25 protein-coding genes are annotated in these 26,179 nt (G+C 66.2%); 14 read left to right on the top strand and 11 right to left on the bottom strand.

Translation table 11 applies throughout. The annotated features are described in order from the left end of the window. The first annotated feature begins 15 nt into the window (after nucleotides 1-15). Complete coding sequence (gene paaK / locus ACN22W_RS02630) at nucleotides 16-1,314, top strand: phenylacetate--CoA ligase PaaK (RefSeq protein ID WP_419686102.1); 1,299 nt, start codon at nucleotides 16-18, stop codon at nucleotides 1,312-1,314. Between the two features lie 190 nt (nucleotides 1,315-1,504). On the opposite strand, the gene ACN22W_RS02625 is transcribed toward paaK, so the two are convergent. Further along, nucleotides 1,505-2,629 (bottom strand): murein transglycosylase A, encoded by a 1,125-nt coding sequence (locus ACN22W_RS02625; RefSeq protein WP_419686100.1) that lies wholly within the window; start codon nucleotides 2,627-2,629, stop codon nucleotides 1,505-1,507. Nucleotides 2,630-2,657: 28 nt separating this feature from the next. Between ACN22W_RS02625 and ACN22W_RS02620 the strand changes: the two genes are divergently transcribed. Next, nucleotides 2,658-2,801: a hypothetical protein gene (locus tag ACN22W_RS02620; RefSeq protein ID WP_014898203.1), complete on the top strand. Its 144-nt coding sequence runs from the start codon at nucleotides 2,658-2,660 to the stop codon at nucleotides 2,799-2,801. A gap of 19 nt (nucleotides 2,802-2,820) precedes the next feature. Here the strand turns inward: ACN22W_RS02620 and apaG are convergent, their stop codons facing one another. Continuing rightward, complete coding sequence (gene apaG, locus ACN22W_RS02615; RefSeq protein WP_083534227.1) at nucleotides 2,821-3,195, bottom strand: Co2+/Mg2+ efflux protein ApaG; 375 nt, start codon at nucleotides 3,193-3,195, stop codon at nucleotides 2,821-2,823. 182 nt (nucleotides 3,196-3,377) lie between these two features. Here apaG and rpe point away from each other — a divergent pair, with 182 nt between their 5' ends. The 8 genes from rpe (at nucleotide 3,378) to ACN22W_RS02575 (ending at nucleotide 10,688) form a co-directional block, all read left to right on the top strand. Next, entirely contained in the window at nucleotides 3,378-4,064 is a 687-nt protein-coding gene (gene rpe / locus ACN22W_RS02610; RefSeq protein WP_129513621.1) for a ribulose-phosphate 3-epimerase, read from the top strand. 4 nt (nucleotides 4,065-4,068) lie between these two features. Then, nucleotides 4,069-4,833, top strand: a complete 765-nt coding sequence (locus tag ACN22W_RS02605; protein ID WP_419686098.1) for a phosphoglycolate phosphatase — start codon at nucleotides 4,069-4,071, stop codon at nucleotides 4,831-4,833. Between the two features lie 358 nt (nucleotides 4,834-5,191). Beyond that, the gene (gene trpE / locus ACN22W_RS02600; protein ID WP_129513619.1) at nucleotides 5,192-6,685 is read left to right on the top strand and encodes an anthranilate synthase component I; all 1,494 of its coding nucleotides are present in this window, start codon (nucleotides 5,192-5,194) and stop codon (nucleotides 6,683-6,685) included. A 13-nt stretch (nucleotides 6,686-6,698) separates the two neighbouring features. Then, complete coding sequence (locus ACN22W_RS02595) at nucleotides 6,699-7,289, top strand: aminodeoxychorismate/anthranilate synthase component II (protein ID WP_419686096.1); 591 nt, start codon at nucleotides 6,699-6,701, stop codon at nucleotides 7,287-7,289. Nucleotides 7,290-7,302: 13 nt separating this feature from the next. Beyond that, nucleotides 7,303-8,334 (top strand): anthranilate phosphoribosyltransferase, encoded by a 1,032-nt coding sequence (trpD, locus tag ACN22W_RS02590; RefSeq protein WP_048249744.1) that lies wholly within the window; start codon nucleotides 7,303-7,305, stop codon nucleotides 8,332-8,334. Between the two features lie 29 nt (nucleotides 8,335-8,363). Further along, a complete protein-coding gene (gene trpC, locus ACN22W_RS02585; RefSeq protein ID WP_419686094.1) occupies nucleotides 8,364-9,149 on the top strand; it encodes an indole-3-glycerol phosphate synthase TrpC in 786 nt (261 codons plus the stop codon). Then, on the top strand, nucleotides 9,149-9,775 hold the full coding sequence (locus tag ACN22W_RS02580) for a CYTH domain-containing protein (RefSeq protein WP_129513617.1): 627 nt from the start codon (nucleotides 9,149-9,151) through the stop codon (nucleotides 9,773-9,775). The genes trpC and ACN22W_RS02580 overlap by 1 nt, the downstream gene beginning before the upstream one ends. 13 nt (nucleotides 9,776-9,788) lie before the next feature. Then, nucleotides 9,789-10,688, top strand: coding sequence for a uracil-DNA glycosylase (locus ACN22W_RS02575; protein WP_419686092.1), 900 nt, complete (start codon nucleotides 9,789-9,791; stop codon nucleotides 10,686-10,688). A gap of 110 nt (nucleotides 10,689-10,798) precedes the next feature. Here the strand turns inward: ACN22W_RS02575 and ACN22W_RS02570 are convergent, their stop codons facing one another. From ACN22W_RS02570 to ACN22W_RS02555, 4 genes are all read right to left on the bottom strand, one after another. Then, the gene (locus ACN22W_RS02570; RefSeq protein WP_096472359.1) at nucleotides 10,799-11,395 is read right to left on the bottom strand and encodes an FMN-dependent NADH-azoreductase; all 597 of its coding nucleotides are present in this window, start codon (nucleotides 11,393-11,395) and stop codon (nucleotides 10,799-10,801) included. A 147-nt stretch (nucleotides 11,396-11,542) separates the two neighbouring features. Further along, complete coding sequence (locus tag ACN22W_RS02565) at nucleotides 11,543-13,342, bottom strand: M61 family metallopeptidase (RefSeq protein WP_419686089.1); 1,800 nt, start codon at nucleotides 13,340-13,342, stop codon at nucleotides 11,543-11,545. 103 nt (nucleotides 13,343-13,445) lie between these two features. Further along, on the bottom strand, nucleotides 13,446-14,174 hold the full coding sequence (locus tag ACN22W_RS02560) for a DsbC family protein (RefSeq protein ID WP_129513613.1): 729 nt from the start codon (nucleotides 14,172-14,174) through the stop codon (nucleotides 13,446-13,448). A gap of 90 nt (nucleotides 14,175-14,264) precedes the next feature. Beyond that, on the bottom strand, nucleotides 14,265-15,443 hold the full coding sequence (locus ACN22W_RS02555) for a UbiH/UbiF family hydroxylase (protein WP_419686087.1): 1,179 nt from the start codon (nucleotides 15,441-15,443) through the stop codon (nucleotides 14,265-14,267). A gap of 246 nt (nucleotides 15,444-15,689) precedes the next feature. Between ACN22W_RS02555 and ychF the strand changes: the two genes are divergently transcribed. Continuing rightward, nucleotides 15,690-16,784, top strand: coding sequence for a redox-regulated ATPase YchF (ychF, locus tag ACN22W_RS02550; RefSeq protein WP_343494153.1), 1,095 nt, complete (start codon nucleotides 15,690-15,692; stop codon nucleotides 16,782-16,784). A 75-nt stretch (nucleotides 16,785-16,859) separates the two neighbouring features. Here the strand turns inward: ychF and ACN22W_RS02545 are convergent, their stop codons facing one another. The 5 genes from ACN22W_RS02545 to ACN22W_RS02525 form a co-directional block, all read right to left on the bottom strand. Beyond that, nucleotides 16,860-17,921 carry a radical SAM protein gene (locus tag ACN22W_RS02545; protein ID WP_419686085.1) on the bottom strand — a complete coding sequence of 354 codons (1,062 nt, stop codon included), beginning with the start codon at nucleotides 17,919-17,921 and terminating at the stop codon, nucleotides 16,860-16,862. 39 nt (nucleotides 17,922-17,960) lie between these two features. Then, nucleotides 17,961-18,830 (bottom strand): alpha/beta fold hydrolase, encoded by an 870-nt coding sequence (locus ACN22W_RS02540; RefSeq protein ID WP_419686084.1) that lies wholly within the window; start codon nucleotides 18,828-18,830, stop codon nucleotides 17,961-17,963. A gap of 378 nt (nucleotides 18,831-19,208) precedes the next feature. After that, nucleotides 19,209-20,600 carry a GABA permease gene (gene gabP, locus ACN22W_RS02535; RefSeq protein ID WP_419686083.1) on the bottom strand — a complete coding sequence of 464 codons (1,392 nt, stop codon included), beginning with the start codon at nucleotides 20,598-20,600 and terminating at the stop codon, nucleotides 19,209-19,211. A gap of 415 nt (nucleotides 20,601-21,015) precedes the next feature. Continuing rightward, nucleotides 21,016-21,360 (bottom strand): MmcQ/YjbR family DNA-binding protein, encoded by a 345-nt coding sequence (locus ACN22W_RS02530; protein WP_419686081.1) that lies wholly within the window; start codon nucleotides 21,358-21,360, stop codon nucleotides 21,016-21,018. An 81-nt stretch (nucleotides 21,361-21,441) separates the two neighbouring features. Next, nucleotides 21,442-22,707, bottom strand: a complete 1,266-nt coding sequence (locus ACN22W_RS02525; RefSeq protein ID WP_419686079.1) for an MFS transporter — start codon at nucleotides 22,705-22,707, stop codon at nucleotides 21,442-21,444. Between the two features lie 193 nt (nucleotides 22,708-22,900). Here ACN22W_RS02525 and gcvA point away from each other — a divergent pair, with 193 nt between their 5' ends. The 3 genes from gcvA to ettA all read left to right on the top strand — a co-directional run bounded on the left by gcvA (nucleotide 22,901) and on the right by ettA (nucleotide 26,100). Next, on the top strand, nucleotides 22,901-23,818 hold the full coding sequence (gene gcvA / locus ACN22W_RS02520) for a transcriptional regulator GcvA (protein ID WP_412022552.1): 918 nt from the start codon (nucleotides 22,901-22,903) through the stop codon (nucleotides 23,816-23,818). A gap of 118 nt (nucleotides 23,819-23,936) precedes the next feature. Continuing rightward, the gene (locus tag ACN22W_RS02515; RefSeq protein ID WP_419686077.1) at nucleotides 23,937-24,245 is read left to right on the top strand and encodes a DUF3761 domain-containing protein; all 309 of its coding nucleotides are present in this window, start codon (nucleotides 23,937-23,939) and stop codon (nucleotides 24,243-24,245) included. A gap of 187 nt (nucleotides 24,246-24,432) precedes the next feature. Then, nucleotides 24,433-26,100 carry an energy-dependent translational throttle protein EttA gene (ettA, locus tag ACN22W_RS02510; RefSeq protein WP_048249762.1) on the top strand — a complete coding sequence of 556 codons (1,668 nt, stop codon included), beginning with the start codon at nucleotides 24,433-24,435 and terminating at the stop codon, nucleotides 26,098-26,100. Nucleotides 26,101-26,179 lie beyond the last annotated feature (79 nt).

Raw genomic sequence — 26,179 nt, 5'->3', positions numbered from 1 at the left:
GTACTGGAGACATGCATGACTACCCCGCTACCGCTCGAGCCGATCGAGACCGCCTCACGCGACGAGCTGACCACGCTGCAGCTCGAACGCCTCAAGTGGTCGCTCCGGCATGCGTATGACCACTCCCCCGTCTATCGTCGCAAGTTCGACGATGCGGGCGTCCATCCCGACGACCTGAAGACGCTCACCGACCTGTCGCGCTTCCCGTTCACGACCAAGAGCGACCTGCGCGACAGTTACCCGTTCGGGATGTTCGCGGTGCCGCAGGACCAGATCTCGCGCATCCACGCGTCATCGGGCACGACCGGCAAGCCGACGGTCGTCGGCTATACGGCTGGCGACATCGACACGTGGGCGAATCTCGTCGCACGCTCGATCCGCGCCGCCGGCGCACGCCGCGGCGACAAGGTGCACGTCAGCTACGGCTACGGCTTGTTCACGGGCGGGCTCGGCGCGCACTACGGCGCCGAACGCGCAGGACTGACCGTGATCCCGTTCGGCGGCGGCCAGACCGAGAAGCAGGTACAACTGATCCAGGATTTCCGGCCCGACATCATCATGGTGACGCCGAGCTACATGCTGTCGATCGCCGACGAAATCGAGCGCCAGGGCCTCGATCCCGTGCAGAGTTCGCTGCGCATCGGCATCTTCGGCGCGGAACCCTGGACCAATGACATGCGCGTCGCGATCGAACAGCGGATGGGCATCGACGCGGTCGACATCTACGGGCTGTCCGAAGTGATGGGCCCCGGCGTCGCGTCCGAATGCGTCGAGACCAAGGATGGCCCGACCATCTGGGAAGACCACTTCTATCCGGAAATCATCGATCCCGAAACCGGCGAAGTGCTGCCGGACGGCGAACTCGGCGAACTCGTGTTCACGTCGCTGACGAAGGAAGCGCTGCCGATCGTCCGCTACCGGACACGCGACCTCACGCGCCTGTTGCCCGGCACCGCTCGGACGATGCGCCGGATGGAAAAAATCACCGGCCGCTCGGACGACATGATGATCGTGCGCGGCGTCAACGTGTTCCCGACGCAAATCGAGGAACAGTTGCTCAAGCAACGCGCGCTCGCGCCGCACTATCAGATCGTGCTGACGAAGGAAGGCCCGCTCGACGTGCTGACGCTCAACGTCGAGCCGTGCCCCGAGACCGCGCCGGATACGGCGGCGATCCACGCGGCGAAACAGGCGCTCGCGTACGACATCAAGTCGCTGATCGGCGTAACGGCCGTAATCAACGTGCTGCCCGTGAACGGGATCGAGCGGTCCGTCGGCAAGGCGCGCCGCGTCATCGACAAACGCAAGGGCTGACGCAACGCGCCACCCACGGCGCGTCGGCCGCGCGGCGCGGCAATCCCGCCGCGCCAAAAAGAAACAGCCCGATCGGCCAAAACCGATCGGGCTGTTTCGTTTCGGGCACGACCCGTCACATCACGTCACATCAAGCACGTCGGATGAAACACCGGCGCCGCTGCGCTTGGGCAGCCGGCGCCGCCGTGCATCACGAATTCGGGAACAGCAGCCACATCCGGCCGACCTGCTTCATCCGGCCGGCCTGGTCGCCTGCGTCGTCGCCGAGCCCCCAGAAATAGTCGGCCCGCACGCCGCCCTTGATCGCGGAGCCCGTATCCTGCGCGAACACGAGTCGGTTCATCGGCGTATTCGTCAGCGGACGCGTGGTCTGCAGGAACACCGGCGTGCCGAGCGGGATCGACGATGGATCGACCGCGATCGAACGCTCCGGCGTCAGCGGCACGCCGAGCGCGCCGATCGGGCCGTCCGCGCCGCCGTGCGGCGCATCTTCCTTGGTCGGCATGTCGCGGAAGAACACGAACCGCGGATTCGTGTCGAGCAATGCGTCGACGCGGTTCGGGTTCGCCTTCGCCCACGCCTTGATGCCCTGCATCGTCGCCTGCGCGGGCGTCAGCTCGCCGCGATCGAGCAGCCACTTGCCGATCGAGCGGTACGGCTGGTTGTTGGTGCCGCCGAAGCCGACCCGCATCACCGAACCATCGTCGAGCAGCACGCGCCCCGAGCCCTGCACCTGCAGGAAAAACGCCTCGATCGGATCGTCGACCCATACGAGTTCGTTGCCGTTCAGGATGCCGGCGCGCTCGAGCTGCGATCGCGCCGGCAGCGCGGAGCCCGCGCGATAACCTGCCGGCCAGCGATAGAGCGCGTATTGATACGGGCCGCGGCGCACCCGCGAACCATGCAGCAGCGGCTCGTAATAACCGGTCACGAGCCCGTCGAGCGTGCCGTCGGTGTTCGCGAGCTGGAACGGCGTGAAGTACGCTTCGAAGAAGGCGCGCGCGCTGCTGACGTCGAGCTCGTCGAGCCGGTCGGCGGCCGCGCAAGCGCGCTGCCAGGCCGGCTGGCGCGCGAGCCGCACGCAGTTCTGCCGCAGCGCGGCCGTCGCGCCGAGCAGCGAATCGTCCTGCCAGCCCGGCACCTGCTGCCACGCGACCGGCGTGAGCCGCTTCGCGGCGACCTGCCCCGGCACGATCGCCGTGCCGGTCGGCGGCTTCAGCGCAGACGTCCGCGTCGGCGCGCCACCGCACGCGGCAAGCAGCGCCGCCGCCGCGGCCGCCACAATCCAGCCGGCCAACCGGGGCCCAAACCACATACAATGTTCGTTCTTGATGGAAACCGCCATGTCAGATTTTCTCGACCAATATCCGATGCTCATCTTCGCGCTCGAAGCCTTCGTAGCGCTTGCCCTGCTGATCTTCATCGTCGTCTGGACGTCGTCGGGAAGAAAGAAGCACGCCCGCAACAACGACCGCCAGCCACGCTGACGCGCTCCGGACACTCGGCTCAATGCAGCGTGCGCGGCATGTGCAGCGCGAACTCGTCGACCGGCGCCTCGAAACGCTCGCCGTCCTCCGCCACGCAGAAGTACGCGCCACGCATCGTACCGACCGGCGTCGCAATCACGGCCCAGCTCGTGTATTCGAACTGCTCGCCCGGCTGCAGCAGCGGCTGGTGCCCGACGACGCCGAGCCCCTTCACTTCCTGCACGTGACTCTCGCTGTCCGTGATGATCCAGTGACGCGCGATCAGTTGCGCCGCGACCTGCCCCGTGTTGCGGATCGTCAGCGTGTACGCGAATGCGTATTGACGTCGATCGGGGTCGGATTGTTCCGGCAAGTAACTGGTTTTCACCGAAACGGTGAACTGATACTGACTCATGATGGTTCCGCTGGAGTGTGACTGCCCGTGCCGGCATGGGCGACGGGGCCGCGGACGCGCCGCTTTGGTTCGGCATTCTGCTTGATGCGGAATCGGGCTGCAACCGCACGGCCCGCCGCCGCGCCCCGGCCGCCGGGCGGTAGAATGTCGGTTTTGCGCCGCAACGTCCCCGCTCCCCTGCCATGACCCAATTCCGCATCGCTCCCAGCATCCTGTCGGCCGATTTCGCACGGCTCGGCGAAGAAGTCCGCAACGTCGTCGCCGCCGGCGCCGACTGGATCCACTTCGACGTGATGGACAACCATTATGTGCCGAACCTGACGATCGGCCCGCTCGTGTGCGAAGCGATCCGCCCGCACGTGCAGGTGCCGATCGACGTGCACCTGATGGTGCGCCCGGTCGACCGGATCGTGCCCGATTTCGCGAAGGCCGGTGCGAACCTGATCAGCTTCCACCCGGAAGGCTCCGATCACATCGACCGCACGCTGTCGCTGATCCGTGACCACGGCTGCAAGGCCGGCCTCGTGTTCAACCCGGCCACGCCGCTGAACTACCTCGACCACGTGATGGACCGCCTCGACTTCGTGCTGCTGATGTCGGTCAACCCCGGCTTCGGCGGCCAGTCGTTCATTCCGGAAACGCTGAACAAGCTGCGCGAAGCCCGCGCGCGCATCGACGCCTACACCGAGCGCACGGGCCGCGAGATCCTGCTCGAGGTCGACGGCGGCGTGAAAACCGACAACATCGCGGAAATCGCGGCAGCCGGCGCCGACACCTTCGTCGCGGGCTCGGCGATCTTCGGCAAGCCAGACTACCGCAAGGTGATCGACGAGATGCGCGCCGCGCTCGCCACCGTCAAGCAGAGCTGACGCCATGGCCGAATCGTCGCTCGCCGGGCACGCGCCGGCCGGGGCCGCAACGGACGCCGCCCCGATCCGCTTCGCCGCGCCGCGCATCGACGCGGCGCTGATCGATCTCGACGGCACGATGGTCGACACGGCCGACGATTTCACGGCCGGCCTGAACGGGATGCTCGCGCAACTCGACGCGCCGGCCACGTCGCGCGACGAGGTGATCGGCTACGTCGGCAAGGGCTCCGAACACCTGATCCAGAGCGTGCTGAAGCCGCGCTTCTCCTCCGACGAAGCGCATGCGCGCTTCGACGACGCGCTGGCGATCTACCAGGCCGAATACGCGAAGATCAACGGCCGCCACACGCGCCTCTATCCGGAGGTCGTGGCCGGTCTCGACGCGCTGCGCGCCGCCGGCATCCGGCTCGCGTGCGTAACGAACAAGCCGCACCGCTTCGCGGTCGAGCTGCTCGAGCAATACGGGCTGGCTGATTGCTTCGGCATCGTGCTCGGCGGCGACAGCGTCGCACGCAAGAAGCCCGATCCGCTGCCGATGCTGACGGCCTGCGACGCGCTCGGCGTCGCGCCGGACGCCGCAGTCGCGATCGGCGACTCGGAAAACGATGCGCTGGCAGGCCGCGCGGCCGGGATGGCGACGCTGACGGTGCCGTACGGGTACAACCACGGCAAGGCTATACAAACGATAAATTCGGATGGTATAGTCGATTCGTTGCTGGTCGCAGCCCGCGCGATCTCCGCGCACAATGCCGGCCGGCCAACCCTCTGATTATTTCTTCCATCCGCATGTTTCTGAATAAAAAACGGAGTCTGAGCAGCATCGACCGGGGAGCCTGGCCCTGGCGTCGCTGGTCGCGCTAACCTCTTCGATGAGGTACGCTGAAGCACGTCTTCAGCGCCGTTTTTTATCTCGCTGCGCATCCGCGCGCCGATCGTCGCACCACCTCGAGTTCCACCGTGTCCGAACGCTTGCGTTCAGGATCGGTCGCAGGCTCGCGACGTTCACGCCCGGAGTGCCGGCCGGCAACAGGCACTTCTCGATCGACCGCCCTTTCGCCGACGGCAACCCGCGCAGCGTCAAGTGATCCCTGGCGCACGCCGCCGCTCGTCCCGAACAGGACCGGAACATGACCGAACTCGAATTCCAATCGCTCGCGAACGAAGGCTACAACCGCATCCCGCTGATCGCGGAAGCCCTCGCCGATCTCGAAACGCCGCTGTCGCTCTACCTGAAGCTGGCCCAGCCCGAACGCGCGGGCGCCAACTCGTTCCTGCTCGAATCGGTGGTCGGCGGCGAACGCTTCGGCCGCTACTCGTTCATCGGCCTGCCCGCACGCACGCTCATCCGCACCCGCAACGGCGTGTCGGAAGTCGTGCGCGACGGCCAGGTGGTCGAGACGCATGACGGCGACCCATTCGAATTCATCGAATCGTTCCAGGCGCGCTTCAAGGTGGCGCAGCGCCCGGGCCTGCCGCGCTTCTGCGGCGGCCTCGCCGGTTATTTCGGCTACGACGCGGTGCGCTACATCGAGAAGAAACTCGCGAACACCGCGCCGCGCGACGATCTCGGCCTGCCCGACATCCAGCTGCTGCTGACCGAGGAAGTCGCGGTGATCGACAACCTCGCCGGCAAGCTGTACCTGATCATCTACGCGGACCCGGGCCAGCCGGAGGCCTACGCGAAGGCGAAACACCGCCTGCGCGAGCTGAAGCAGCGCCTGCGCACGACCGTGCAGCCGCCCGTCACGTCGGCGAGCGTGCGCACCGAGACGTTCCGCGAGTTCAAGAAGGAAGACTATCTGGCCGCCGTGCGCCAGGCGAAGGAATACATCGCGGCCGGCGAACTGATGCAGATCCAGGTCGGCCAGCGGCTGACGAAGCCGTACCGCGACAATCCGCTGTCGCTGTATCGCGCGCTGCGTTCGCTGAATCCGTCGCCGTACATGTACTACTACAACTTCGGCGATTTCCACGTGGTCGGCGCATCGCCGGAAATCCTCGTGCGCCAGGAAAAGCGCGGCGAAGACCAGATCGTCACGATTCGCCCGCTCGCCGGCACGCGCCCGCGCGGCAACACGCCCGAGCGCGACGCGGAACTCGCGACCGAACTGCTCAACGATCCGAAGGAGATCGCCGAGCACGTGATGCTGATCGACCTCGCGCGCAACGACGTCGGCCGCATCGCGGAAATCGGCTCGGTGCAGGTAACCGACAAGATGGTCATCGAGAAGTATTCGCACGTGCAGCACATCGTCAGCTCGGTCGAAGGCAAGCTGAAGCCGGGCATGACGAACTACGACGTGCTGCGCGCGACGTTCCCGGCCGGCACGCTGTCCGGCGCGCCCAAGGTGCGCGCGATGGAGCTGATCGACGAACTCGAGCCGATCAAGCGCGGGCTGTACGGCGGTGCGGTCGGTTACCTGTCGTTCTCGGGCGAGATGGATCTCGCGATCGCGATCCGCACGGGCCTGATCCACAACGGCAACCTGTATGTGCAAGCGGCAGCTGGCGTCGTTGCAGATTCGGTGCCCGAATCCGAATGGCAAGAGACCGAGAACAAGGCGCGCGCGGTGCTGCGTGCGGCCGAACAGGTCCAGGACGGCCTCGATAGCGACTTCTGACCGGAGACTGACCATGCTGCTCATGATCGACAACTACGACTCGTTCACCTACAACCTGGTCCAGTACTTCGGCGAACTGGGCGAGGACGTACGCACGTACCGCAACGATGAAATCACGCTCGACGAAATCGCGCGCCTGAATCCCGACGCGATCTGCCTGTCGCCGGGCCCGAGCAACCCGCAGCACGCCGGTATCACGCTCGACGTGTTGCGCGAATTTTCGGGCAGGAAGCCGATCCTCGGCGTCTGCCTCGGCCACCAGGCGATCGGCGAAGCATTCGGCGGCCGCGTCGTGCGCGCGGCGACCATCATGCACGGCAAGGTAAGCCGGATCGAAACCGACTGCCGCGGCGTGTTCGCCGACCTGCCGAAGCATTTCGACGTCACGCGCTACCACTCGCTCGCGATCGAGCGCGAGTCGCTGCCCGACTGCCTCGAGGTGTCGGCATGGACCGACGACGGCGAAATCATGGGCGTGCGCCACAAGACGCTGCCGGTCGAAGGCGTGCAGTTCCACCCGGAATCGATCCTGTCCGAGCATGGCCATGCGCTGCTCGAGAATTTCCTGAAGCAGGTCCGCGCCGCGGCCGCGCACGCCGCCTGACCGGAGCCTCACGATGACGATTACCCCGCAGGAAGCGCTGCAGCGCACGATCGAGCACCGCGAGATCTTCCACGACGAGATGCTGCACCTGATGCGGCTCATCATGCGCGGCGACATGTCGCCCGTGATGGCCGCCGCGATCATCACCGGGCTGCGCGTGAAGAAGGAGACGATCGGCGAGATCGCCGCCGCCGCGACCGTGATGCGCGAATTCGCGAACCACGTCGAGGTGCAGGACAACTCGAACTTCGTCGACATCGTCGGCACCGGCGGCGACGGCTCGCACACGTTCAATATCTCGACCGCGTCGATGTTCGTCACGGCGGCGGCCGGCGCGAAGGTCGCGAAGCACGGCAACCGCGGCGTATCGAGCAAGTCCGGCAGCGCCGACGTGCTCGAGGCGCTCGGCGTGAACATCGACCTGCAATCCGACCAGGTGGCCGCGTCGATCGCCGAAACGGGCATGGGCTTCATGTTCGCGCCGAACCATCACCCGGCGATGAAGAACATCGCGGCCGTGCGCCGCGAACTCGGCGTGCGCACGATCTTCAACATCCTCGGCCCGCTGACCAACCCGGCCGGCGCGCCGAACCAGTTGATGGGCGTATTCCACCCCGACCTCGTCGGCATCCAGGTGCGCGTGATGCAGCGCCTCGGCGCGCAGCACGTGCTCGTCGTGTACGGCAAGGACGGGATGGACGAGGTATCGCTCGGCGCCGCGACGCTCGTCGGCGAATTGCGCGACGGCAAGGTGCACGAATACGAGATCCACCCGGAGGACTTCGGCCTGCAGATGGTGTCGAACCGCACGCTGAAGGTGGAAAATGCCGACGAATCGCGCACGATGCTGCTCGGTGCGCTGGACAACCAGCCGGGCGTCGCCCGCGAGATCGTCACGCTGAACTCGGGCACCGCGCTCTATGCGGCCAACGTCGCCGAATCGATCGCGGACGGCATCCAGCTCGCCCGCGAAGCGATCGCGAGCGGCAAGGCGCGCGCGAAGGTCGACGAACTCGTGCGCTTCACGCAGCAGTTCAAGCGCTGACTCCCTTTACGAATCAAGCAGGAACCCACATGAGCGACATTCTCGACCGAATCATTGCCGTCAAGCGCGAAGAAGTCGCGGCGGCCATGCGCAGCACGCCGCTCGAGGCATTGAAACTGGAAGCATCCGCGCGCGACCGGCGCGACTTCGTCGGCGCGCTGCGTGCGAAGCACGCGGCCGGCAACGCCGCCGTGATCGCCGAAATCAAGAAGGCAAGCCCGTCGAAGGGCGTGCTGCGCGAGCATTTCGTGCCGGCCGACATCGCGCGCTCGTATGCGGCGCACGGTGCCGCGTGCCTGTCGGTGCTGACCGACGAGCAATTCTTCCAGGGCAGCGTCCGCTACCTCGAAGAGGCGCGCGCGGCCTGCACGCTGCCGGTGCTGCGCAAGGACTTCATCGTCGATGCGTACCAGATCCTCGAAGCGCGCGCGATGGGCGCCGACGCGATCCTGCTGATCGCCGCCGCGCTCGATACGCCGCTGATGCAGGACCTCGAGGCGTATGCGCACTCGCTCGGCCTCGCCGTGCTGGTCGAAGTGCACGACCGCAACGAGATGGAACAGGCGCTGACGCTCAAGACGCCGCTGCTCGGCATCAACAACCGCAACCTGCGCACGTTCGAGACGTCGATCCAGACGTCGCTCGACATGCTCGACATGATTCCGCAGGACCGTATCGTCGTGACCGAATCGGGCATCCTGTCGCGCACCGACGTCGACACGATGCGCGCGGCGAACGTCAACACGTTCCTCGTCGGCGAAGCATTCATGCGCGCCGACCAGCCGGGCGAGGAACTCGCGCGGATGTTCTTCTGATGGCGATCGAAAAGGAAATCAAGCTCGCGCTGCCGGCCGGCCAGGCCGACGACGCGCGGCACTTCTTCGAGACGCTGACCGGCGAACCCGGTCACGACATCGCGCTCGCGAACGTCTATTACGACACGCCCGATCTCGCGCTGGCCCGCTCGAAGAGCGCGGTGCGCGTGCGCCGCGCGCCGCATGGCTGGTTGCAGACCTTCAAGACGGTCGGCAGCGCGGAAGGCGGCCTGCATCGCCGCCACGAATGGGAACTGCCCGTCGCCGGCGACGCGCTCGAGATCGATGCGCTCGTCGCGGCCTGCGACGTGCCGGAAGCCGCCGCCGCTCTCAATGACGCGGCCGGCGCGCTGCACGCGCTGTTCCGCACGGATTTTTCGCGTACGCTGTGGCGCATCGCAATCGGCGGCGCAACCGTCGAAGCCGCGGTGGACCTCGGCGAGATCGTCGTCCAGGCGGAACACGAAACGCGCCGCGAACCGATCAGCGAAATCGAACTCGAACTGATCGACGGCCCGGAAGCGGCGCTCGCGACGCTCGCCGGCGAACTGCAGCAGGCGCTGCCGGGCCTCGCTCCCGAAAACATCAGCAAGGCGCAGCGCGGCTATCGGCTGCGCGCGCAATAAACCCGCATCACGCATGGCAACCCGCAAGACTTCCCGCGCGCCGCAACAGGCGTCGCTGTTCGATGATCCCGTGCCGGAAACGGCACCGGCCGACATTCCGTCCCCGGCTTCCGCGGCGCCCGCGGCCGGCCGCAAGCCAGCAAAGAAAGCCGCTGCCCCGGCCGCCGCGGCGCCGCAGCCCGCTGCCGCCGACGTTCCGCACCTCGCCGCGCAATTCGACGCGCTGCCGGCCGTCTGGCGCGACGTGCTGAAACCCTTCACCGACAGCGACGCATACGCGCCGCTGTGCCGCTTCGTCGACGACGAGCGTGCGGCCGGCAAGACGGTCTACCCGACCGACGTGTTCCGCGCGCTGCGCCTGACGAGCCCGGACGACGTGAAGGTCGTGATCCTCGGTCAGGACCCTTACCACGGCGACGATCGCGGCACGCCGCAGGCACACGGCCTGGCGTTCTCGGTGCCGCCGGCCGTCCGCACGCCGCCGTCGCTGCGCAACATCTTCAAGGAAATCGGCGCGAACTTCGGTCACGAAACGCCGCGTCACGGCTGCCTCGACACCTGGGCGCGCCAGGGCGTGCTGCTGCTCAACACCGTGCTGACGGTCGAGCGCGGCGCGGCCGCGAGCCACGCGAAGCGCGGCTGGGAGCAATGCACGGACACGCTGATCCGCGAACTCGCCGGCCGCCATCGCGGGCTCGTCTTCATGCTGTGGGGCGCACACGCTCAGGCAAAGCGCGCGCTGTTCGACGCGAACGCGCATTGCGTGCTCGAGGCGCCGCATCCGTCGCCGCTGTCCGCGCATCGCGGCTTCCTCGGCTGCCGCCATTTCGCGCTCGCGAACGACTATCTGGTCGAAGCCAGCCGCGAACCGATCGACTGGCGCCTGCCGGAAGTGGCCGAAACGCTCGCGTAACGGCCAGGCTGGTTGTTTCGCCGGCCGGCATGCAAAAACGCCGCGCCCCTTCGGGGACGCGGCGTTTTTTTATCGGACGATCCAGCGGGTGCGTCGCACCCGCGTCGACCTTACGCGGCGGCGATCGCTTCGCGTGCGCTGGCCAGCGCGGCGCTTTGCGCGTCCGGCCCGAGGTTCAGGCCTTCCGCGAAGATGAAGCTCACGTCGGTCATGCCGACGAAGCCGAGGAACGTGCGCAGGTACGGCGTCTGGCTATCGTTCGGCGTACCGGCGTACTTGCCGCCGCGGGCCGTCACCACGTGAACCTTCTTGCCCTTGATCAGGCCTTCCGGACCATTCTCGGTGTAGCGGAACGTGACGCCTGCACGGGCGATCCAGTCGAAATACGTCTTCAGTTGCGACGAGATGCCGAAGTTGTACATCGGTGCGCCGATCACGATGATGTCGGCGGCTTGCAGTTCGGCGATCAGCGCATCGCTCTTCGCGACGATCGCATTCTGCTCCGCGGTGCGGTTCTCGGCCGGCGTGAAGAACGCGCCGAGCACCGATTCGTCGAGGTGCGGCAGCGCATCGGCCAGCAGATCGCGAACCACGACCTTCGCGCCGGGGTTCGATTGTTGCAGCTTTGCCGTCAGTTCGTTAGCCAGCAGCGTGGATTGCGCGCCTTGCGAACGCGCCGCGGAATTGATTTGCAGAATGGTCGTCATATCATGCTCCGGTTGGGTTGCGCTTCGGTAGCGCGAGTGACGCCATTGTGCGTGGCCGCATGAGCGCGAAAAAGCGGGTTCAGGGCGACGGATTGTTGCAACAGCAGAACAATTACAGATCGCGCCCCGATTCCCGCCTTTGCGTCGTCAGCCCTTCAGCCAGGCTTCGCGGGCCTTGAGCGATGCCGCAGGCTTGGCGGCGACCGTCAACCGGTAACGCGTCACTTCCGGACCGTCGAGCTTCAGCTTTGCGGTGCGCAGCTCGTCGCGGCGGAATGCGTGAACCTCGACCTTGTCGCCCGGCCGGTAGCGCGCGAGCAGCGCGTCGAGGTTCGTGCCCGTGACGCGCAGCCCGTCGACCGCGATCAGCGTGTCGCCCGCCGACAGCCCCGCGCGATGCGCGGCGCCGCCTTCGTACACGGCCGCAAACGTGCAGTCCGCGCCGCCGCGCAGGCGCGCGCCGATCGTCGGTTTCGCGGCCGCGCCAATCGCGACATCGGGCGCGAGCGTCACGCCGAACGGTGCGAGCAACTCGGCGAGCGGCAGGTCGCGCGTGCCGTGCACCGCGTCGGCGAACAGGCGGCCGAGCGCGACACCCGTCGCCTCTTCGATCAGCGCCTCGACTTCGTTTTCCTCGACGCCCGCCTGCTTGCCGCGGTAGAAATCACGGCCGTAGCGTTGCCACAGCAGACGCATCACGTCGTCGAGAGACTTCCGGTTGTGCGTCTGCGCACGGATCGCGAGATCGAATGCGAGCGCGACGAGCGAACCCTTCGTGTAGTAGCTGACGATCGCGTTGGTCGCGTTCTCGTCCTGCCGGTAGTACTTGATCCACGCGTCGAACGAGCTTTCCGCGACGCTCTGCTTCAGGCGCCCCGTGCCGCGCAGCACGCCGCCGACCGTGCGGCCGAGCGCCGCGAAATATTCGTCCTGCGACATCAGCCCGCTGCGCACCAGCATCAGGTCGTCGTAATACGACGTGAAGCCTTCGAACAGCCACAGCAGCGACGTGTAGTTCTCGCGCGTCAGGTCGTACGGCACGAACGCCGCAGGCTTGATGCGCTTCACGTTCCACGTGTGGAAGTACTCGTGACTGCAGAGGCCGAGGTACGTGCGATAACCTTCCGTCGTTTCGGGCCGCCCCTTCACCGGCAGGTCGGTCCGGTTGCAGATCAGCGCGGTCGACGCGCGATGCTCGAGGCCGCCGTAGCCATCGCTGACCGCGAGCGTCATGAACACGTAGCGGTCCATCGGCGCCTTCTTCGATTTCGGCTCGAACAGCGCGATCTGCGCTTCGCACACGCGCTTCAGGTCGGTACGCAGCCGCTCCAGGTCGAGCTGCGTCACGCGCCCCGCGACCACGATGTCGTGCGGCACGCCGTGCGCGTCGAACGTCGCGAGCGCGAATTCGCCGATCGTCACCGGATGGTCGGAGAGCTCGTCGTAGTTCGACGCGCGATACGCGCCGAAGCCGTAGCGTTTCGTGCCGCGCGCCTCGGGCAGCGCAGTGCCGACGCGCCACGTGCGGAACGCCGCGCCGGCCGGTTTCGCGATGTCGACTTCGCACGGCGCATCCTCGCGGCCGGCGACGCTCAGGAACACGGCCGTCGCGTTGAAGAAACCGCCCGATTCGTCGAGATACGCGGAGCGCACCGACAGGTCCCACGCATACACGTCGTAGCGCAGCGTCAGCGCACCGTTCACGGGCGCGGCCTGCCACGTGTGCTTGTCGGTTTTCGCGATCCGCACCTTGCGACCCGCGTCGTTGAACGCGCCGAGCGTCACGATGTTGCGCGCGAACTCGCGCACGAGATAGCTGCCCGGAATCCACACCGGCAGCGAGAAGCGCTGGCCTTCGGGATCGGGATCGGCGACCGTCACCGACACCTCGAACAGGTGCGCGGCAAGATCTTTCGGGACAATCGAATAGCGGATCGGCTGGGTCATCGTGGCAATCGGTCGAATACGGCGGCGAAAACGAAGAGAGGCGCCGGCAGATAATGCGGGCGCCCCTCGCTGGCCGGGCCCTGCGGCCCGGCGTGTCGGTCGGTTACTTGCTCGAGGCGAGCGCCTGATTGAGCTGATCGGCCGATACCGCGCCCGGCAGGCGGCGGCCATCCGGCAGGAAGATCGTCGGCGTGCCCGTGACGTTCATCCCGCGGCCAAGCGCGAGGTTCTTGTCGAGCGCGCTGGTATCGCAGGTGCCGGCGCCGGACGGCGCGTGATGGTCGAGCATCCAGCTCTGCCACGTCTTCGCGCGATCGGTCGCGCACCAGATCGCCTTCGACTTCACGGTCGAATCCGGCGACAGCACCGGGTACAGGAACGTGTAGACGGTGACGTTGTCGATCGACTGCAGCGTCGTCTCGAGCTTCTTGCAGTACGGGCAGTTCGGATCGGAGAACACCGCGATCTTGCGTGCGCCGTTGCCCTTGACGACCTTGATCGCATTCGCGAACGGCAGGCTCGCGAAGTCGATCTTGTTGATTTCGGACAGGCGGGCGTCGGTCAGGTTCTTGTGCGTCTTGGTGTCGACGAGATCGCCGAGCAGCACGTAGTCGCCTGCCGCGTCGCTATAGATGATCTGCGAGCCGAGGTTTACCTCGTAAAGGCCCGCGACCGGCGATTTCGACACGCTCTTGATCGGCGCGTCGTTGCCGAGACGGGCCTGCAGCGTCGCTTTCAGCTTATCGGTGGTTTGGTCGGCCTGCGCGGTGCAGCCCAGCGTCGCCATCGTGACGGCCAGCGCCAGCGACGCGATGCGGATCGTTTTTTTCATCGAAATCTTCCTTCAGCTCAATCGGAGTGCACGGCACAGTGTACGCCGTAACGGAACCGAGTCCGACCTGCGATACGGCCGAAGGTTCGCTCAACCGAGCGCGGAGGACACGAGCCAGCGCTTCACGAGCGGCTGCGCGCCGACGAATGCCATGCCCGCATTGCGTATGGCCTTCGCGAGCGGGCCCGGCACCGCGAACAGCCGCTGCAGGCCGTCGGTCGCGACCATCAGCGCGCGGATGTCCTCGCGCCGCGAACGCTCGTAGCGGCGCAGCAGCACCGTATCGCCGAGGTTGCGGAAACTTTCCTTGCCCGCGATCGCGTCGGCGAGCGCCGCGACGTCGCGCAGCCCGAGGTTCATCCCCTGCCCCGCGAGCGGGTGGATCAGGTGCGCGGCATCGCCGACGAGCGCGACGCGCGGCGCGATCAGCTTGTCGACCGTCTGCAGCGCCAGCGGGAAGCCGGCGGCCGGCGTCACGCATTCGAGCGTGCCGACCTGGCCGTGCGACACGCGCTCGACTTCCGCCGCGAGCTGCGCCGGATCGAGCGCGAGCAGTTTGTCCGCATGGGCGGTGTGCGCGGACCATACGAGCGACACGTGACCGTCCGGTAGCGGCAGCAGCGCGACGATCTCGCCTTCGTGGAACCACTGGTAGGCCGTTTCGCGGTGCGGCAGCGACGCCTTGAAGTTCGCGACGACGCCCGTCTGCCGGTAGTCGCGCCGCTCGACTTTGGCCCCCATTTGGGAACGGACCCACGAATGCGCACCGTCGGCGCCGACGATGAGATCCGCTTCCAGCACCTGCCCCGACGACAGCGTGAGCACGGCCGCATCGTCGCGCACGTCGAAGCCCTGTGCGCGCGCATCGAACCACGTGAGGTTCGGCTGGAACCGCAGCGCGGCATCCAGCGACGTCTCGACCAGCGACGATTCGGCGATCCACGCGAGCTGCGGCACGGAGGCCTGGTACGCGGAGAAATGCAGTTCCGCGTGCGCATCGCCGTACACGCGCATGTCGTAGACGGGCGCGAGCCGGCTGTGGTCGAGCGCCTGCCAGACCCGCAGCCGCTCGAGCAAGGCCTGCGAGCTGGACGACAGCGCGTAGACGCGCGTGTCGAACGCGAGATCGGCGGGGCGCGGCGTGGCCGGCTGGGCGAGCAAGGCAGTCTTGTAGCCGGACTGGGTCAGCGCGAGCGCGGCCGTCTTGCCGACGAGCCCGCCGCCGACCACGGCGACATCGAAGGTGTGGTGGGCAGTCATGGCGGGCATTATAGCCGTGGGGCCAAACCCTTACGCGGCCGGACTTTGCGGGAAATCAGCAGAATCGCGGGTGGATGCGGCGGCGCGGCGGCCCGCCGCATCTGCCGTTCGGCGCAAGCCCGGAATCCGGGGCGTCGGCACGGTACAATAGCGCTTTTGACCGTCGGCCCGCCGCGCCCCAAGCGCCGGCCGCCCTTTTTTCCCGCGCCGCCGTGCCCTGTCCGGCCGCGCCGCTTTACCCGTCCGAAGGATTCCATGAGCCTCAAATGCGGCATCGTCGGCTTGCCCAACGTCGGCAAGTCCACCCTGTTCAATGCGCTGACCAAGGCCGGCATCGCCGCCGAGAACTACCCGTTCTGCACGATCGAGCCGAACGTCGGCATCGTCGAAGTGCCCGATACGCGCCTGAACGCGCTCTCCGAGATCGTCAAGCCGGAGCGTGTCGTGCCGGCCGTCGTCGAATTCGTCGACATCGCCGGCCTCGTCGCGGGCGCGAGCAAGGGTGAAGGCCTCGGCAACCAGTTCCTCGCGAACATCCGCGAAACCGACGCGATCACGCACGTCGTGCGCTGCTTCGAAGACGAGAACGTCATTCACGTCGCCGGCAAGGTCAGCCCGATCGACGACATCGAAGTGATCAACACCGAACTCGCACTCGCCGACCTGAGCACCGTCGAAAAGGCGCTCGCGCGCTATTCGAAGGCCGCGAAGTCGGGCAATGACAAGGAAGCGGGCAAGCTCGTCGCGGTGCTCGACAAGGTGCGCGCGCAACTCGACCAGGGCAAGGCCGTGCGTGGTCTCGCGCTGTCGGACGACGAAGAGGCGCTGCTCAAGCCGTTCTGCCTGATCACCGCGAAGCCGGCGATGTACGTCGCCAACGTGAAGGACGACGGCTTCGAGAACAATCCGCACCTCGACGTGGTGCGCAAGTACGCGGAAAGCGAAAACGCGCCGGTGGTTGCCGTGTGCGCGGCGATCGAAGCGGAAATCGCCGATCTCGACGACGCGGACAAGGAAGCGTTCCTCGCCGACATGGGCATGGAAGAGCCGGGCCTCGACCGCGTGATCCGCGCGGGCTTCAAGCTGCTCGGCCTGCAGACCTACTTCACCGCGGGCGTGAAGGAAGTGCGCGCGTGGACGATCCATATCGGCGATACGGCCCCGCAGGCGGCCGGCGTGATCCACACCGACTTCGAGCGCGGCTTCATCCGTGCGCAGACGATCGCGTTCGACGACTACGTCACGTACAAGGGCGAGCAAGGCGCGAAGGAAGCCGGCAAGATGCGCGCGGAAGGGAAGGAATACGTCGTGCACGACGGCGACGTGATGAACTTCCTGTTCAACGTCTGAGCGTCGCTTCGGTATCCGTGTAAAAGGCCCGCGTTTGCGGGCTTTTTTCTTTTCAATTCGAGCTAAGTCGCCGCGCTACTGCGCTGTGCGATCCAATGTATGCCCAACGCGGTTGCGCGGATGGTAACTTGACCAGACGAATTGGCTGAAATAACTCTCCGCGACCTCCGTCCACGTCCTGAGTCCATCGTCTTCCTGCAGCACATGCCTCGCGTTGACCAGCAACCACGACATCACTACCTGGCTGTCGCGACATTTCGCACAGTCTCCTGAAGTACAGCAGCGAGCCAGCGTATGCAGGTCAGCGCAATACGCATTGAATTTCGGCAACGCAGGCCACCCCGAAGCGAACCGTTCCGCGTTCTGCGAATGACCTTCGCTGACACTCGGGCAACTGGAATGACCGAACGTTCCCCATGCGGTCTCCCCGCGCATGAGTGCAGCCAGATAGTACGGATGGCTTGCCACGGTTTCAGGGTATTTGACTTTCAATTCGAGCAATACGCTCAGGAGCTGCTCCTCGCCACGTCGACGAAGCGGTCCGGCAACATCGTATGGACTGTAGTAGTTGAACAGCAGACGATTTCCGTTATCCCGGATCTTGCGCACCGTTTCTTCGATATAAGCAATTCCGTCGATCGATACAGCGTAGACAAATCCAGCACGCTCGTCGTCGCGATAATTCGCCAACGCTTTGCCGAACAGGCCGGTGAAACGCTTCCCGTTCGGTCCGATCGCACGCAGTTCGTCGTCCAGCGGCCCGCCACCGAACACGGAGACCGCAATGGTGACATCTTCGAAACCCTCGTATGAAATTCGTCGAAGGCCGTTTGTCGACACGGACACTTTCGGCATGTATTTCCTGAATACGCTTATCCGATCCAGATACAACGCTGGCTCGCCGCCTATCAACAAAGGTGCATTGATCCCGCGCTCGGCCTCATCCTTCACACGCGCCTCGAGACGTGACATATCGCTCAACTCATCCGACGCGACGTCGAATTCGTTTTCGAAGAACCAGCACCCCTTGCAGCGCAGGTTGCATTGATTCGTGAGATGGTAAAGCGACGCGCGTGTCTCCTTTGCCTCGTTTCTGACTGCTTTGAAGCGCGCCTTCATGCCGATCGAATCGTCCATCCTGGTCTCCTGGTACGAGGACCCGAGCACGCCTGAGCGTCAGCTCCGCAATCCTCTGGTGAGTTCCGGCCACAGCGACGAATGCTGGCGGCGGAACATGCCGACGTGACCGATTGCTCGGCCATCGCAGTTTTCCGGGCTGATGAAATGGAGAGCGCTTCTGGCTTGCGGCAACCATCGTAGCCAGTCTTCGATGTTGGCCAGCGTTGCGAGCGGGTCGTCGGTTGCTGCAACTACCGTGACCGGAGCGGAAAATTCGTCGTAATAGTGGTGCTCAATGCCGACCCCGAACTCGTTCGCCATGTACCCGGGATGGCGGCACCATCGCGCCCACTGAAGCCCGACGTGCGCGGGCAGATCGTCGCCCCAGCCGAGCATCCTGGCTGGCACATAACCGAGCAGGCGTGCGGTAACCGGGACGTAGAGATTCGCCAGCAACAACGCAATAATTCGATTCGGCCACAGGATGTTGCCGACGTATCCTGATGACGCTGAAATCGCGCATAGCGAACGGATCGACGCGTGATTCGGCATCAGGCCGATCAGTTGCGCGCCGGCACTGTGACCGATCAGATGCGCTTCGCTTGCACCGGTTTCTCCGAGAAGCCAATCAAGCGCGGCGGGCATGTCGAGCTGCCCCCAGTCCTGTTTGCGTGCACGCGACTGGCGAACATGACGCACGTCGAGCGACGCCCCCATCCCCCGGTAATCGAATACGAATACTGGATACCCGGTGGCACACAGCCAATCAGCGAACGGAAAATAAAAGGATTGACGAATGCCTGTCGCGGGACAAATGAGTACGGGAAAGCAAGCGCCTGAAGCCGACGGAAAATATGTGCCTTCCAACGGGAACCCGTCGCGGGCATGAAATGCAACGCGCACACGGGATATCGGCGACCTGCTCATCGCGCTGGTCTCGATACGGTGAACACGCAAAGACACGTGCTGAATCCGGAAACGAACCTGCGGCCCAGTTTCTGAATTTGGCCGCATAACAAAGGATTCTCAATCGATTTGCTCATCGATTCACCCCGGTTATCGAAGTGATCAATGTATTAAGTTGTTGCCGCCAACGAAATCAGACGAGTTCGATTTTTTGACGGTAAGTTCCAATGCCGCACGCTGTTGCCGAGCACCCCGTGTCGCCCCCGGCAAGCGGTATCCACTTGTCCCCCCCCAAAAAAAACGGCCCGACCGGCTTTGCCGGTCAGGCCATTTTTCATGACGGAAATCCCCCCGCCCGCCGACGGCGGACACTCGGTTCGCCGCCGCGCCATCGCGTCCTCACATCGCCGACACCCGCCGCCCCGCATTCGCCTGCGCATCGCGACCTCGCTTGTTCAGCCACGACGCAAGCAGCACAAGCAACGCCAGCACGACCGTCGCACCGACTTCCATCCGGTGATCCTCGCTGACGAACATCACGGTCAACGTGCCGCAGATGAACAGGATCACGGCCCACGTGAGCCACGGGAACAGCCACATCCGCAGCGTCAGGTCGGCGCCGCTCGATTCGAGCGTCTTGCGCATCCGCAGCTGCGAGATCGCGATCACGAGGTACACCAGCAGCGCGATCGCGCCCGACGTCGCGAGCAGGAAGCCGAACACGTGCTCCGGCATCAGGTAGTTCGCGATCACGGTCACGAAGCCGAAGGCCGTCGACGCGAGCACGGCCGCCCGCGGCGTGCCGGTCGAATCGGTGCGATGCAGGAACGCAGGCGCGTCGTTGCGCTTCGACAGCGAGAACAGCATCCGCGACGCCGTGTACAGCGCCGAATTCAGGCAGCTCGCGACCGACACGAGCACGATCACGTCGATGATCGCCTTCGCGTTCGGGACGCCGATCAGTTCCATCGCGCGCTGATACGAGCCGTGCGTCGGCAGCAGCGGATCGTTCCACGGCACGATGGCCGCAACGACGAGAATCGAGCCGAGATAGAACAGCGTAATGCGCCAGATCACCGAGTTGGTCGCACGCACGATCTGGCGTTGCGGGTTGTCCGATTCGGCGGCCGCGATCGTCACGATCTCGGTGCCGAGGAACGAGAACATCGTCGTCAGCATCGCCGCCAGCACTGCGCCGGCGCCGTTCGGCATGAAGCCTTGATGCGCGAACAGGTTCGACACGCCCGATACGGCCGGCGCCGGCACGATGCCGACGATCGCCGCACCGCCGATGCACAGGAACACGACGATCGCGACGACCTTGATCAGCGCGAACCAGAATTCGAATTCGCCGTAGTTCTTGACGGAAAAGAGGTTGGTGATGGTAAGCAGCAGCGTGATGCCGAGTGCGAAGATCCAGGTCGCGATGCCCGGGAACCAGGCATTGAGGATGGTTGCGGCGGCCGTCGCCTCGATCGGGATCACGAGCACCCAGAACCACCAGTACAGCCAGCCGATCGTGAAGCCGGCCCAGTGGCCGATCGCGCGATCGGCATAGGTCGAGAACGACCCGCTGTCGGGATGCGCGACGGCCATCTCGCCGAGCATGCGCATCACCAGGACGACCAGCACGCCCGCGATCGCATACGCGAGTATCGACGCCGGACCGGCTTCCGCGATCGCGTGGCCGGAGCCGACGAACAAGCCCGCGCCGATGACGCCGGCAATCGACATCATCGTCACGTGACGCTGCTTCAGGCCCGTGCCGAGGCCTGTGTTGCTTCCACTCATCTGTCTCTCTCCAAAAAACGGTTCCGGTTCGACCGGGTGTCGCATGAAGGCGGCGCGGGGAGTTGTCGTTCTTGAGTCCGGCTACGGCCGCGCGTGCATCGCACGCGGGCATGAGGCCGGACGGGGCCGTTCGGGTCGGTGCGCCGCGCAGTCTGCGAAGCTGCGGGTGCGATGCCGCACGCAGGGTGCCGGCGCATCGCGTGCGCCCTTTCCATCGGCTTTCGTCAGCCGCCTTCGAAGCGAAGGAGTGTAAGCATCAAACGGTTCTTCACTAAGAACCAATTGAAGAACTTCGATGGAACCACTTGTTGCATCGATGCGAACCGATGCAACGCTTGATCCGGTGCGACGCCGGCTTGCGAGCCGTCGGATCGCTGGCGTCAAAGGCATGTCGGCAGCGTGGCGCGCCGAACGCTCAGTTCGAGCCGCGCGCCGCTTCGTCGCGCCACTTGGCCGGTACGATCGCGTGCCATTCTCGCAGAAGCAGGTTTTTCACGGCGTCGGGATGCGCGGCCGACAGGCGTACCAGCACGATCGGCCAGCCCACATAGTGATCGGTCACGTAATACACGTCGGGCTCCGATTCGATCAGCCACGCGCGCTCGTCGGGGCCGACGCCCTTCACGACGAGTGTGTCGCCGTCCTCGCGCAGCCGCGCGAGCATCTTGCCCTTCACCTTGAGTGCGGGCGTGCCGTACGACGTGCCCTCCTCGACACCGCGCCACGCCAGCACGATCTGCCGGACTTCGTCGAATGTCACGATGCCTCCCCGACCGTTCGTCGATGGTTGACGGTCCGGCCACCCTACCGGAAATCGCCCGGCGCGCCCAGCCGGATGTGTTTATCCGCGGACCGCACGCGCGGCCGCCGGCGCCCGTCCGGTGGTCGCGACGATGGCGAATGCGATCGCATTCGCGACGGCGCTCGCGAGGATCGGCACGAGATAGCCACCACCCGCGTCGTAGATGAAGCCGGCGGCGGCCGGCCCGATCAGCGTGCCGAACGCGACGCTCGTATACAGGATGCCGATGATCGCGCTCACGTTGCGCCCGCCGAAGTAGTCCATCACGACTGCCGGCAGCACGGCGACCCAGCCGCCGTAGAACACGCCGAACACGAGTGCGAACGCGGCCAGCGTCGCGACGGTGCCGGCGCCCGCCCACGCGACGAGCGCGACGGCCATGCCCGCGAACATCGCGAGCAGCGATGCGCGGCGGCCGATGCGGTCGGCGAGGCCACCGAGGAAGAAGCGGCCGGCCGTGCTGCCGACGCCGATCGCGCCGAGCAGCAGCACGGCCGTCGATGGCGCGACGCCATGATCGAGCGCATACGGCACGAGGTGAACGAACGGGACGAACACGCCAAACGAGCACACGAGGCATGCCGCATAGAGGCTCGCGAACGGCCGCGACGTGACGGCTTCGCGCACCGTCGCGCCGGCATGCACGGTCGCGGCGGCCGCCGCCGCACCGGCGTTCCGGCCGCCGTCGCCGGCGACATCGCCGTCCGGCAACAATCCACGCCCGCGCGGATCGTTCTCGATCAGCAGCGACATGCCGGCCCCCACGATCACCGCGATCACGGCCAGCGTGAAATACGCGCCGCGCCAGCCGACATGCGCGATCAGCGCGGACGCGAGCGGCGGCATCACGAGCGTGCCGACACCGATCCCCGCGACCGCGAGCCCCGATGCAAAGCCGCGCCGGCGCACGAACCAGCGCTGCACGGCGCCGACGGCCGGCACATACGCGCAGCCGACGCCGAGACCGACACCCAGTCCGTACGCGACATAAACCTGCACCAGCGTGTGCGCGGCGCCGGCGGCCGCGAGCCCGGCGCCCGTCAGCAGCATCCCGGCGATGGCGAGGCGCCGCGAGCCGAAGCGATCGGCAAGCGGCCCGCTGACAATGCCGAAACCGAAATACAGGAAGCCGGCGAGCGAGAACACGAGCGAGATCTGCCCGCGCGATGCGGCGAAATCCCGCTGCAGCGACTCGACGAACGCGCTGAACGTATAGGCGCTGCCAAACCCGACGAACGTGACGGCAAACGCAGCCGCGACCACGTACCAGCCATAAAAGAGGCGCGATGCGCCCGGGCGGTTCATGACGATGCTCCTCTCGGGTCGCACCGGCCGCCGAGCGGCGTCCGGATTGCCTCATGGATATAGTTGAACTATGTTGATCACATCGGCCGCCGAGAGGCAGCCACAAATGATGCGATCTGATGCGACAACGGTACTCGCGCGTACGCATCGCCTCAAACGATATTTCGTCGGCCTTTCGCTTTAGAAAAACTGAATGAATCGTTCCCGCCTGCCGCCCCTCAACGCGCTGCGCGCCTTCGAAGCGGCCGCCCGCCACCTGTCGGTGAAATCGGCGGCCGAGGAGTTGTCGGTCACGCCCGGCGCGGTGAGCCAGATGATCCGCACGCTCGAGACGCATCTCGGTGTGCAGCTGTTCGAGCGCGTCAATCGCGGCATCCTGCTGACGGCCGCCGGCCGCGACTACCTGCCGCCGGTGCGCAACGCGTTCCGGCAGATCGCCGATGCGTCGCAGCGTGTGTCGGGCGCCGCCGACAGCGGCGTGCTGACGGTGAGCGTCACGCCGTTCTTCGCGTCCGCATGGCTCGTGCCGCGCCTCGCGCAGTTCCGGGAGGCTTGCCCGGACGTCGACCTGCAGGTCGTCACGAGCCACGCGCTCGCGGATTTTTCGCGCGACGGCGTCGACGTCGCGATCCGTCACGGCCTCGGGCGCTACATCGGGCTGTGCAGCGAGCGCCTGCTGACGGTGGAGATCGTGGCCCTTGCGTCGCCCGACCTCGTCGCGCGGCTCGGCATGCCGGCGACACCGGCCGAGCTCGTCGGCTGGCCGCACTTGCACGACGCCGAGCGCAAGGGCTGGCACATCTGGTTCGGCGCGCAGCGGATCGACGATTTCGGCCCGCCGCGCGGCCCCGCGTTCGACGACTCGGGCCTGCTGCTGCAGGCGATCGCCGCCGGTCAGGGCGCCGGGCTGCTGCCGGCGGCAATGGTGCGCGGCGAGCTGGCGAGCGGCCGGCTCGTGCAGCTCGCCGACGTCGCGTGGCTCGACGATTTCGCGTACTACCTCGTCTACCCGCCGCATCACGCGGAGCGGCCGAAGGTGGCCGCGTTCCGCCGCTGGATTCTCGATGCCGCGCAGGCCGACGGCGCGGCGTCGATGTCCGGCGCGGCGTAACGTCGCTCCGCTGCACGGCGCCGGCGCCGATCCGGAACCGGAACCGGAACCGATCGGCTAACATGCGGCGCGGGCCGGCGGCCCGACATCGACAACAACATACCGACCGAGAGAGACCATGCCTGCCCTGCTGCGCCGCGCGACGCACATCGCGACCCTGTCGGCCGCGCTCTTCGTCGCCTGCGCCACCGTGCCCGTTCCGGCGCATGCATACCGCGCACCGCCCGGCTACGGCAACGAAGCCGATCTCGACCGTCACGACACGTATCGCAACCGCGACGGCGAGACCGTGCAGGCGCCCGCGCATTCCAGATCGGGCCGCGTGCCCGAAGGCGCGAGCGCGCGCTGCCGGGACGACACGTACAGCTTCAGCCGCCATCGGCGCGGCACGTGCTCGGGGCACGGCGGCGTCGCCGCGTGGCTGTGAACGCGGCACGCCCGAATGCCTGCGCCGCGCCAGCGGCAGCCGGCGGCGAAGTACAATAGCCGCTCGCGCCGCCGACACCTGGCGACGCCGCCGCGCCCCGCGCGGCACGCTCCGTACCGAATCACCCGACGCCGCCACGCCAGCGCGCTGCGCGGCAGTCTCAACCATTTCTGACTTTCACACCCAAATGGCCCAATACGTTTTCACGATGAACCGGGTCGGCAAGATCGTGCCGCCCAAGCGCCAGATCCTGAAGGACATCTCGCTGTCGTTCTTTCCCGGCGCGAAGATCGGCGTGCTCGGCCTGAACGGCTCGGGCAAGTCGACGCTGATCCGCATCATGGCGGGCGTCGACAAGGACATCGAAGGCGAAGCGACGCCGATGCCGAACCTGAACATCGGCTACCTGCCGCAGGAACCGCAGCTCGACCCGACGAAGACGGTGCGCGAAGCCGTCGAGGACGGTCTCGGCGACCTGTTCCAGGCCAACAAGAAGCTTGAGGAAATCTACGCGGCCTATGCCGAGCCGGACGCCGATTTCGACGCGCTCGCGGCCGAACAGGCGAAGTACGAGGCGATTCTCGCGTCGAGCGACGGCGGCAGCCCCGAGCAGCAGCTCGAAGTGGCCGCCGACGCGCTGCGCCTGCCGCCGTGGGACGCGAAGATCGAGCACCTGTCGGGCGGCGAAAAGCGCCGCGTCGCGCTGTGCAAGCTGCTGCTCGAAAAACCCGACATGCTGCTGCTCGACGAACCGACCAACCACCTCGACGCCGAATCGGTCGACTGGCTCGAGCAGTTCCTGGTGCGCTTCCCGGGCACCGTCGTCGCCGTCACGCACGATCGCTACTTCCTCGACAACGCGGCCGAGTGGATTCTTGAACTCGACCGCGGCCACGGCATTCCGTGGAAGGGCAACTACAGCAGCTGGCTCGACCAGAAGGAAGAACGCCTGAAGCAGGAAGAAGCGTCGGAGTCGGCGCGCCAGAAGGCGATCAAGAAGGAACTGGAGTGGGTGCGCCAGAACCCGAAGGGCCGCCAGGCGAAGTCGAAGGCGCGTATCGCGCGCTTCGAGGAGCTGAACAGCCAGGAATACCAGAAGCGCAACGAGACGCAGGAAATCTTCATCCCGGTCGGCGACCGCCTGGGCAATGAAGTGATCGAGTTCAAGAACGTCAGCAAGGCGTTCGGCGACCGCCTGCTGATCGACAACCTGAACCTCAAGATCCCGGCGGGCGCGATCGTCGGCATCATCGGTCCGAACGGCGCCGGCAAGTCGACGCTGTTCCGGATGCTGACGGGCAAGGAACAACCGGATTCGGGCGAGGTCGTGATGGGCCCGACGGTGAAGCTCGCGTATGTCGACCAGAGCCGCGACGCGCTCGACGGCTCGAAGACGGTGTTCGAGGAAATCTCGGGCGGCGCCGACGTGCTGACGGTCGGCAAGTACGAAACGCCGTCGCGCGCGTACATCGGCCGCTTCAACTTCAAGGGCGGCGACCAGCAGAAGATCGTCGGCAACCTGTCGGGCGGTGAACGCGGCCGCCTGCACCTCGCGAAGACGCTGATCTCGGGCGGCAACGTGCTGCTGCTGGACGAACCGTCGAACGACCTCGACGTCGAAACGCTGCGCGCGCTGGAAGATGCCCTGCTCGAATTCGCGGGCTCGGTGATGGTGATCTCGCACGATCGCTGGTTCCTCGACCGGATCGCGACGCACATCCTCGCGTTCGAAGGCGACTCGCAGGTCACGTTCTTCGACGGCAACTACCAGGAATACGAAGCGGACAAGCGTGCGCGCCTCGGCGAGGAAGCCGCGAAGCCGAAGCGGCTGCGCTACAAGCCGATCAGCCGCTGACCGTCGCGGCCCGGGCGCCCGGCACTGCGGCAACGCGGGGCCGGTCGCCGAAGGCGGCCGCTTCCGGATCGGCAAAACG

The organism is Burkholderia theae (assembly GCF_048565265.1).
GTDB classification, from domain to species: domain Bacteria; phylum Pseudomonadota; class Gammaproteobacteria; order Burkholderiales; family Burkholderiaceae; genus Burkholderia; species Burkholderia theae.
This window is presented reverse-complemented; position numbering and strand designations above follow the sequence as displayed.

Excerpts from the sequence above, each read along its gene's own strand:
- paaK (WP_419686102.1), top strand. The coding sequence starts at position 16 with ATGACTACCCCGCTACCGCTCGAGCCGATCGAGACCGCCTCACGCGAC.
- ACN22W_RS02625 (WP_419686100.1), bottom strand. The coding sequence starts at position 2,629 with ATGTGGTTTGGGCCCCGGTTGGCCGGCTGGATTGTGGCGGCCGCGGCG.
- ACN22W_RS02620 (WP_014898203.1), top strand. The coding sequence starts at position 2,658 with ATGTCAGATTTTCTCGACCAATATCCGATGCTCATCTTCGCGCTCGAA.
- apaG (WP_083534227.1), bottom strand. The coding sequence starts at position 3,195 with ATGAGTCAGTATCAGTTCACCGTTTCGGTGAAAACCAGTTACTTGCCG.
- rpe (WP_129513621.1), top strand. The coding sequence starts at position 3,378 with ATGACCCAATTCCGCATCGCTCCCAGCATCCTGTCGGCCGATTTCGCA.
- ACN22W_RS02605 (WP_419686098.1), top strand. The coding sequence starts at position 4,069 with ATGGCCGAATCGTCGCTCGCCGGGCACGCGCCGGCCGGGGCCGCAACG.
- trpE (WP_129513619.1), top strand. The coding sequence starts at position 5,192 with ATGACCGAACTCGAATTCCAATCGCTCGCGAACGAAGGCTACAACCGC.
- ACN22W_RS02595 (WP_419686096.1), top strand. The coding sequence starts at position 6,699 with ATGCTGCTCATGATCGACAACTACGACTCGTTCACCTACAACCTGGTC.
- trpD (WP_048249744.1), top strand. The coding sequence starts at position 7,303 with ATGACGATTACCCCGCAGGAAGCGCTGCAGCGCACGATCGAGCACCGC.
- trpC (WP_419686094.1), top strand. The coding sequence starts at position 8,364 with ATGAGCGACATTCTCGACCGAATCATTGCCGTCAAGCGCGAAGAAGTC.
- ACN22W_RS02580 (WP_129513617.1), top strand. The coding sequence starts at position 9,149 with ATGGCGATCGAAAAGGAAATCAAGCTCGCGCTGCCGGCCGGCCAGGCC.
- ACN22W_RS02575 (WP_419686092.1), top strand. The coding sequence starts at position 9,789 with ATGGCAACCCGCAAGACTTCCCGCGCGCCGCAACAGGCGTCGCTGTTC.
- ACN22W_RS02570 (WP_096472359.1), bottom strand. The coding sequence starts at position 11,395 with ATGACGACCATTCTGCAAATCAATTCCGCGGCGCGTTCGCAAGGCGCG.
- ACN22W_RS02565 (WP_419686089.1), bottom strand. The coding sequence starts at position 13,342 with ATGACCCAGCCGATCCGCTATTCGATTGTCCCGAAAGATCTTGCCGCG.
- ACN22W_RS02560 (WP_129513613.1), bottom strand. The coding sequence starts at position 14,174 with ATGAAAAAAACGATCCGCATCGCGTCGCTGGCGCTGGCCGTCACGATG.
- ACN22W_RS02555 (WP_419686087.1), bottom strand. The coding sequence starts at position 15,443 with ATGCCCGCCATGACTGCCCACCACACCTTCGATGTCGCCGTGGTCGGC.
- ychF (WP_343494153.1), top strand. The coding sequence starts at position 15,690 with ATGAGCCTCAAATGCGGCATCGTCGGCTTGCCCAACGTCGGCAAGTCC.
- ACN22W_RS02545 (WP_419686085.1), bottom strand. The coding sequence starts at position 17,921 with ATGGACGATTCGATCGGCATGAAGGCGCGCTTCAAAGCAGTCAGAAAC.
- ACN22W_RS02540 (WP_419686084.1), bottom strand. The coding sequence starts at position 18,830 with ATGAGCAGGTCGCCGATATCCCGTGTGCGCGTTGCATTTCATGCCCGC.
- gabP (WP_419686083.1), bottom strand. The coding sequence starts at position 20,600 with ATGAGTGGAAGCAACACAGGCCTCGGCACGGGCCTGAAGCAGCGTCAC.
- ACN22W_RS02525 (WP_419686079.1), bottom strand. The coding sequence starts at position 22,707 with ATGAACCGCCCGGGCGCATCGCGCCTCTTTTATGGCTGGTACGTGGTC.
- gcvA (WP_412022552.1), top strand. The coding sequence starts at position 22,901 with ATGAATCGTTCCCGCCTGCCGCCCCTCAACGCGCTGCGCGCCTTCGAA.
- ACN22W_RS02515 (WP_419686077.1), top strand. The coding sequence starts at position 23,937 with ATGCCTGCCCTGCTGCGCCGCGCGACGCACATCGCGACCCTGTCGGCC.
- ettA (WP_048249762.1), top strand. The coding sequence starts at position 24,433 with ATGGCCCAATACGTTTTCACGATGAACCGGGTCGGCAAGATCGTGCCG.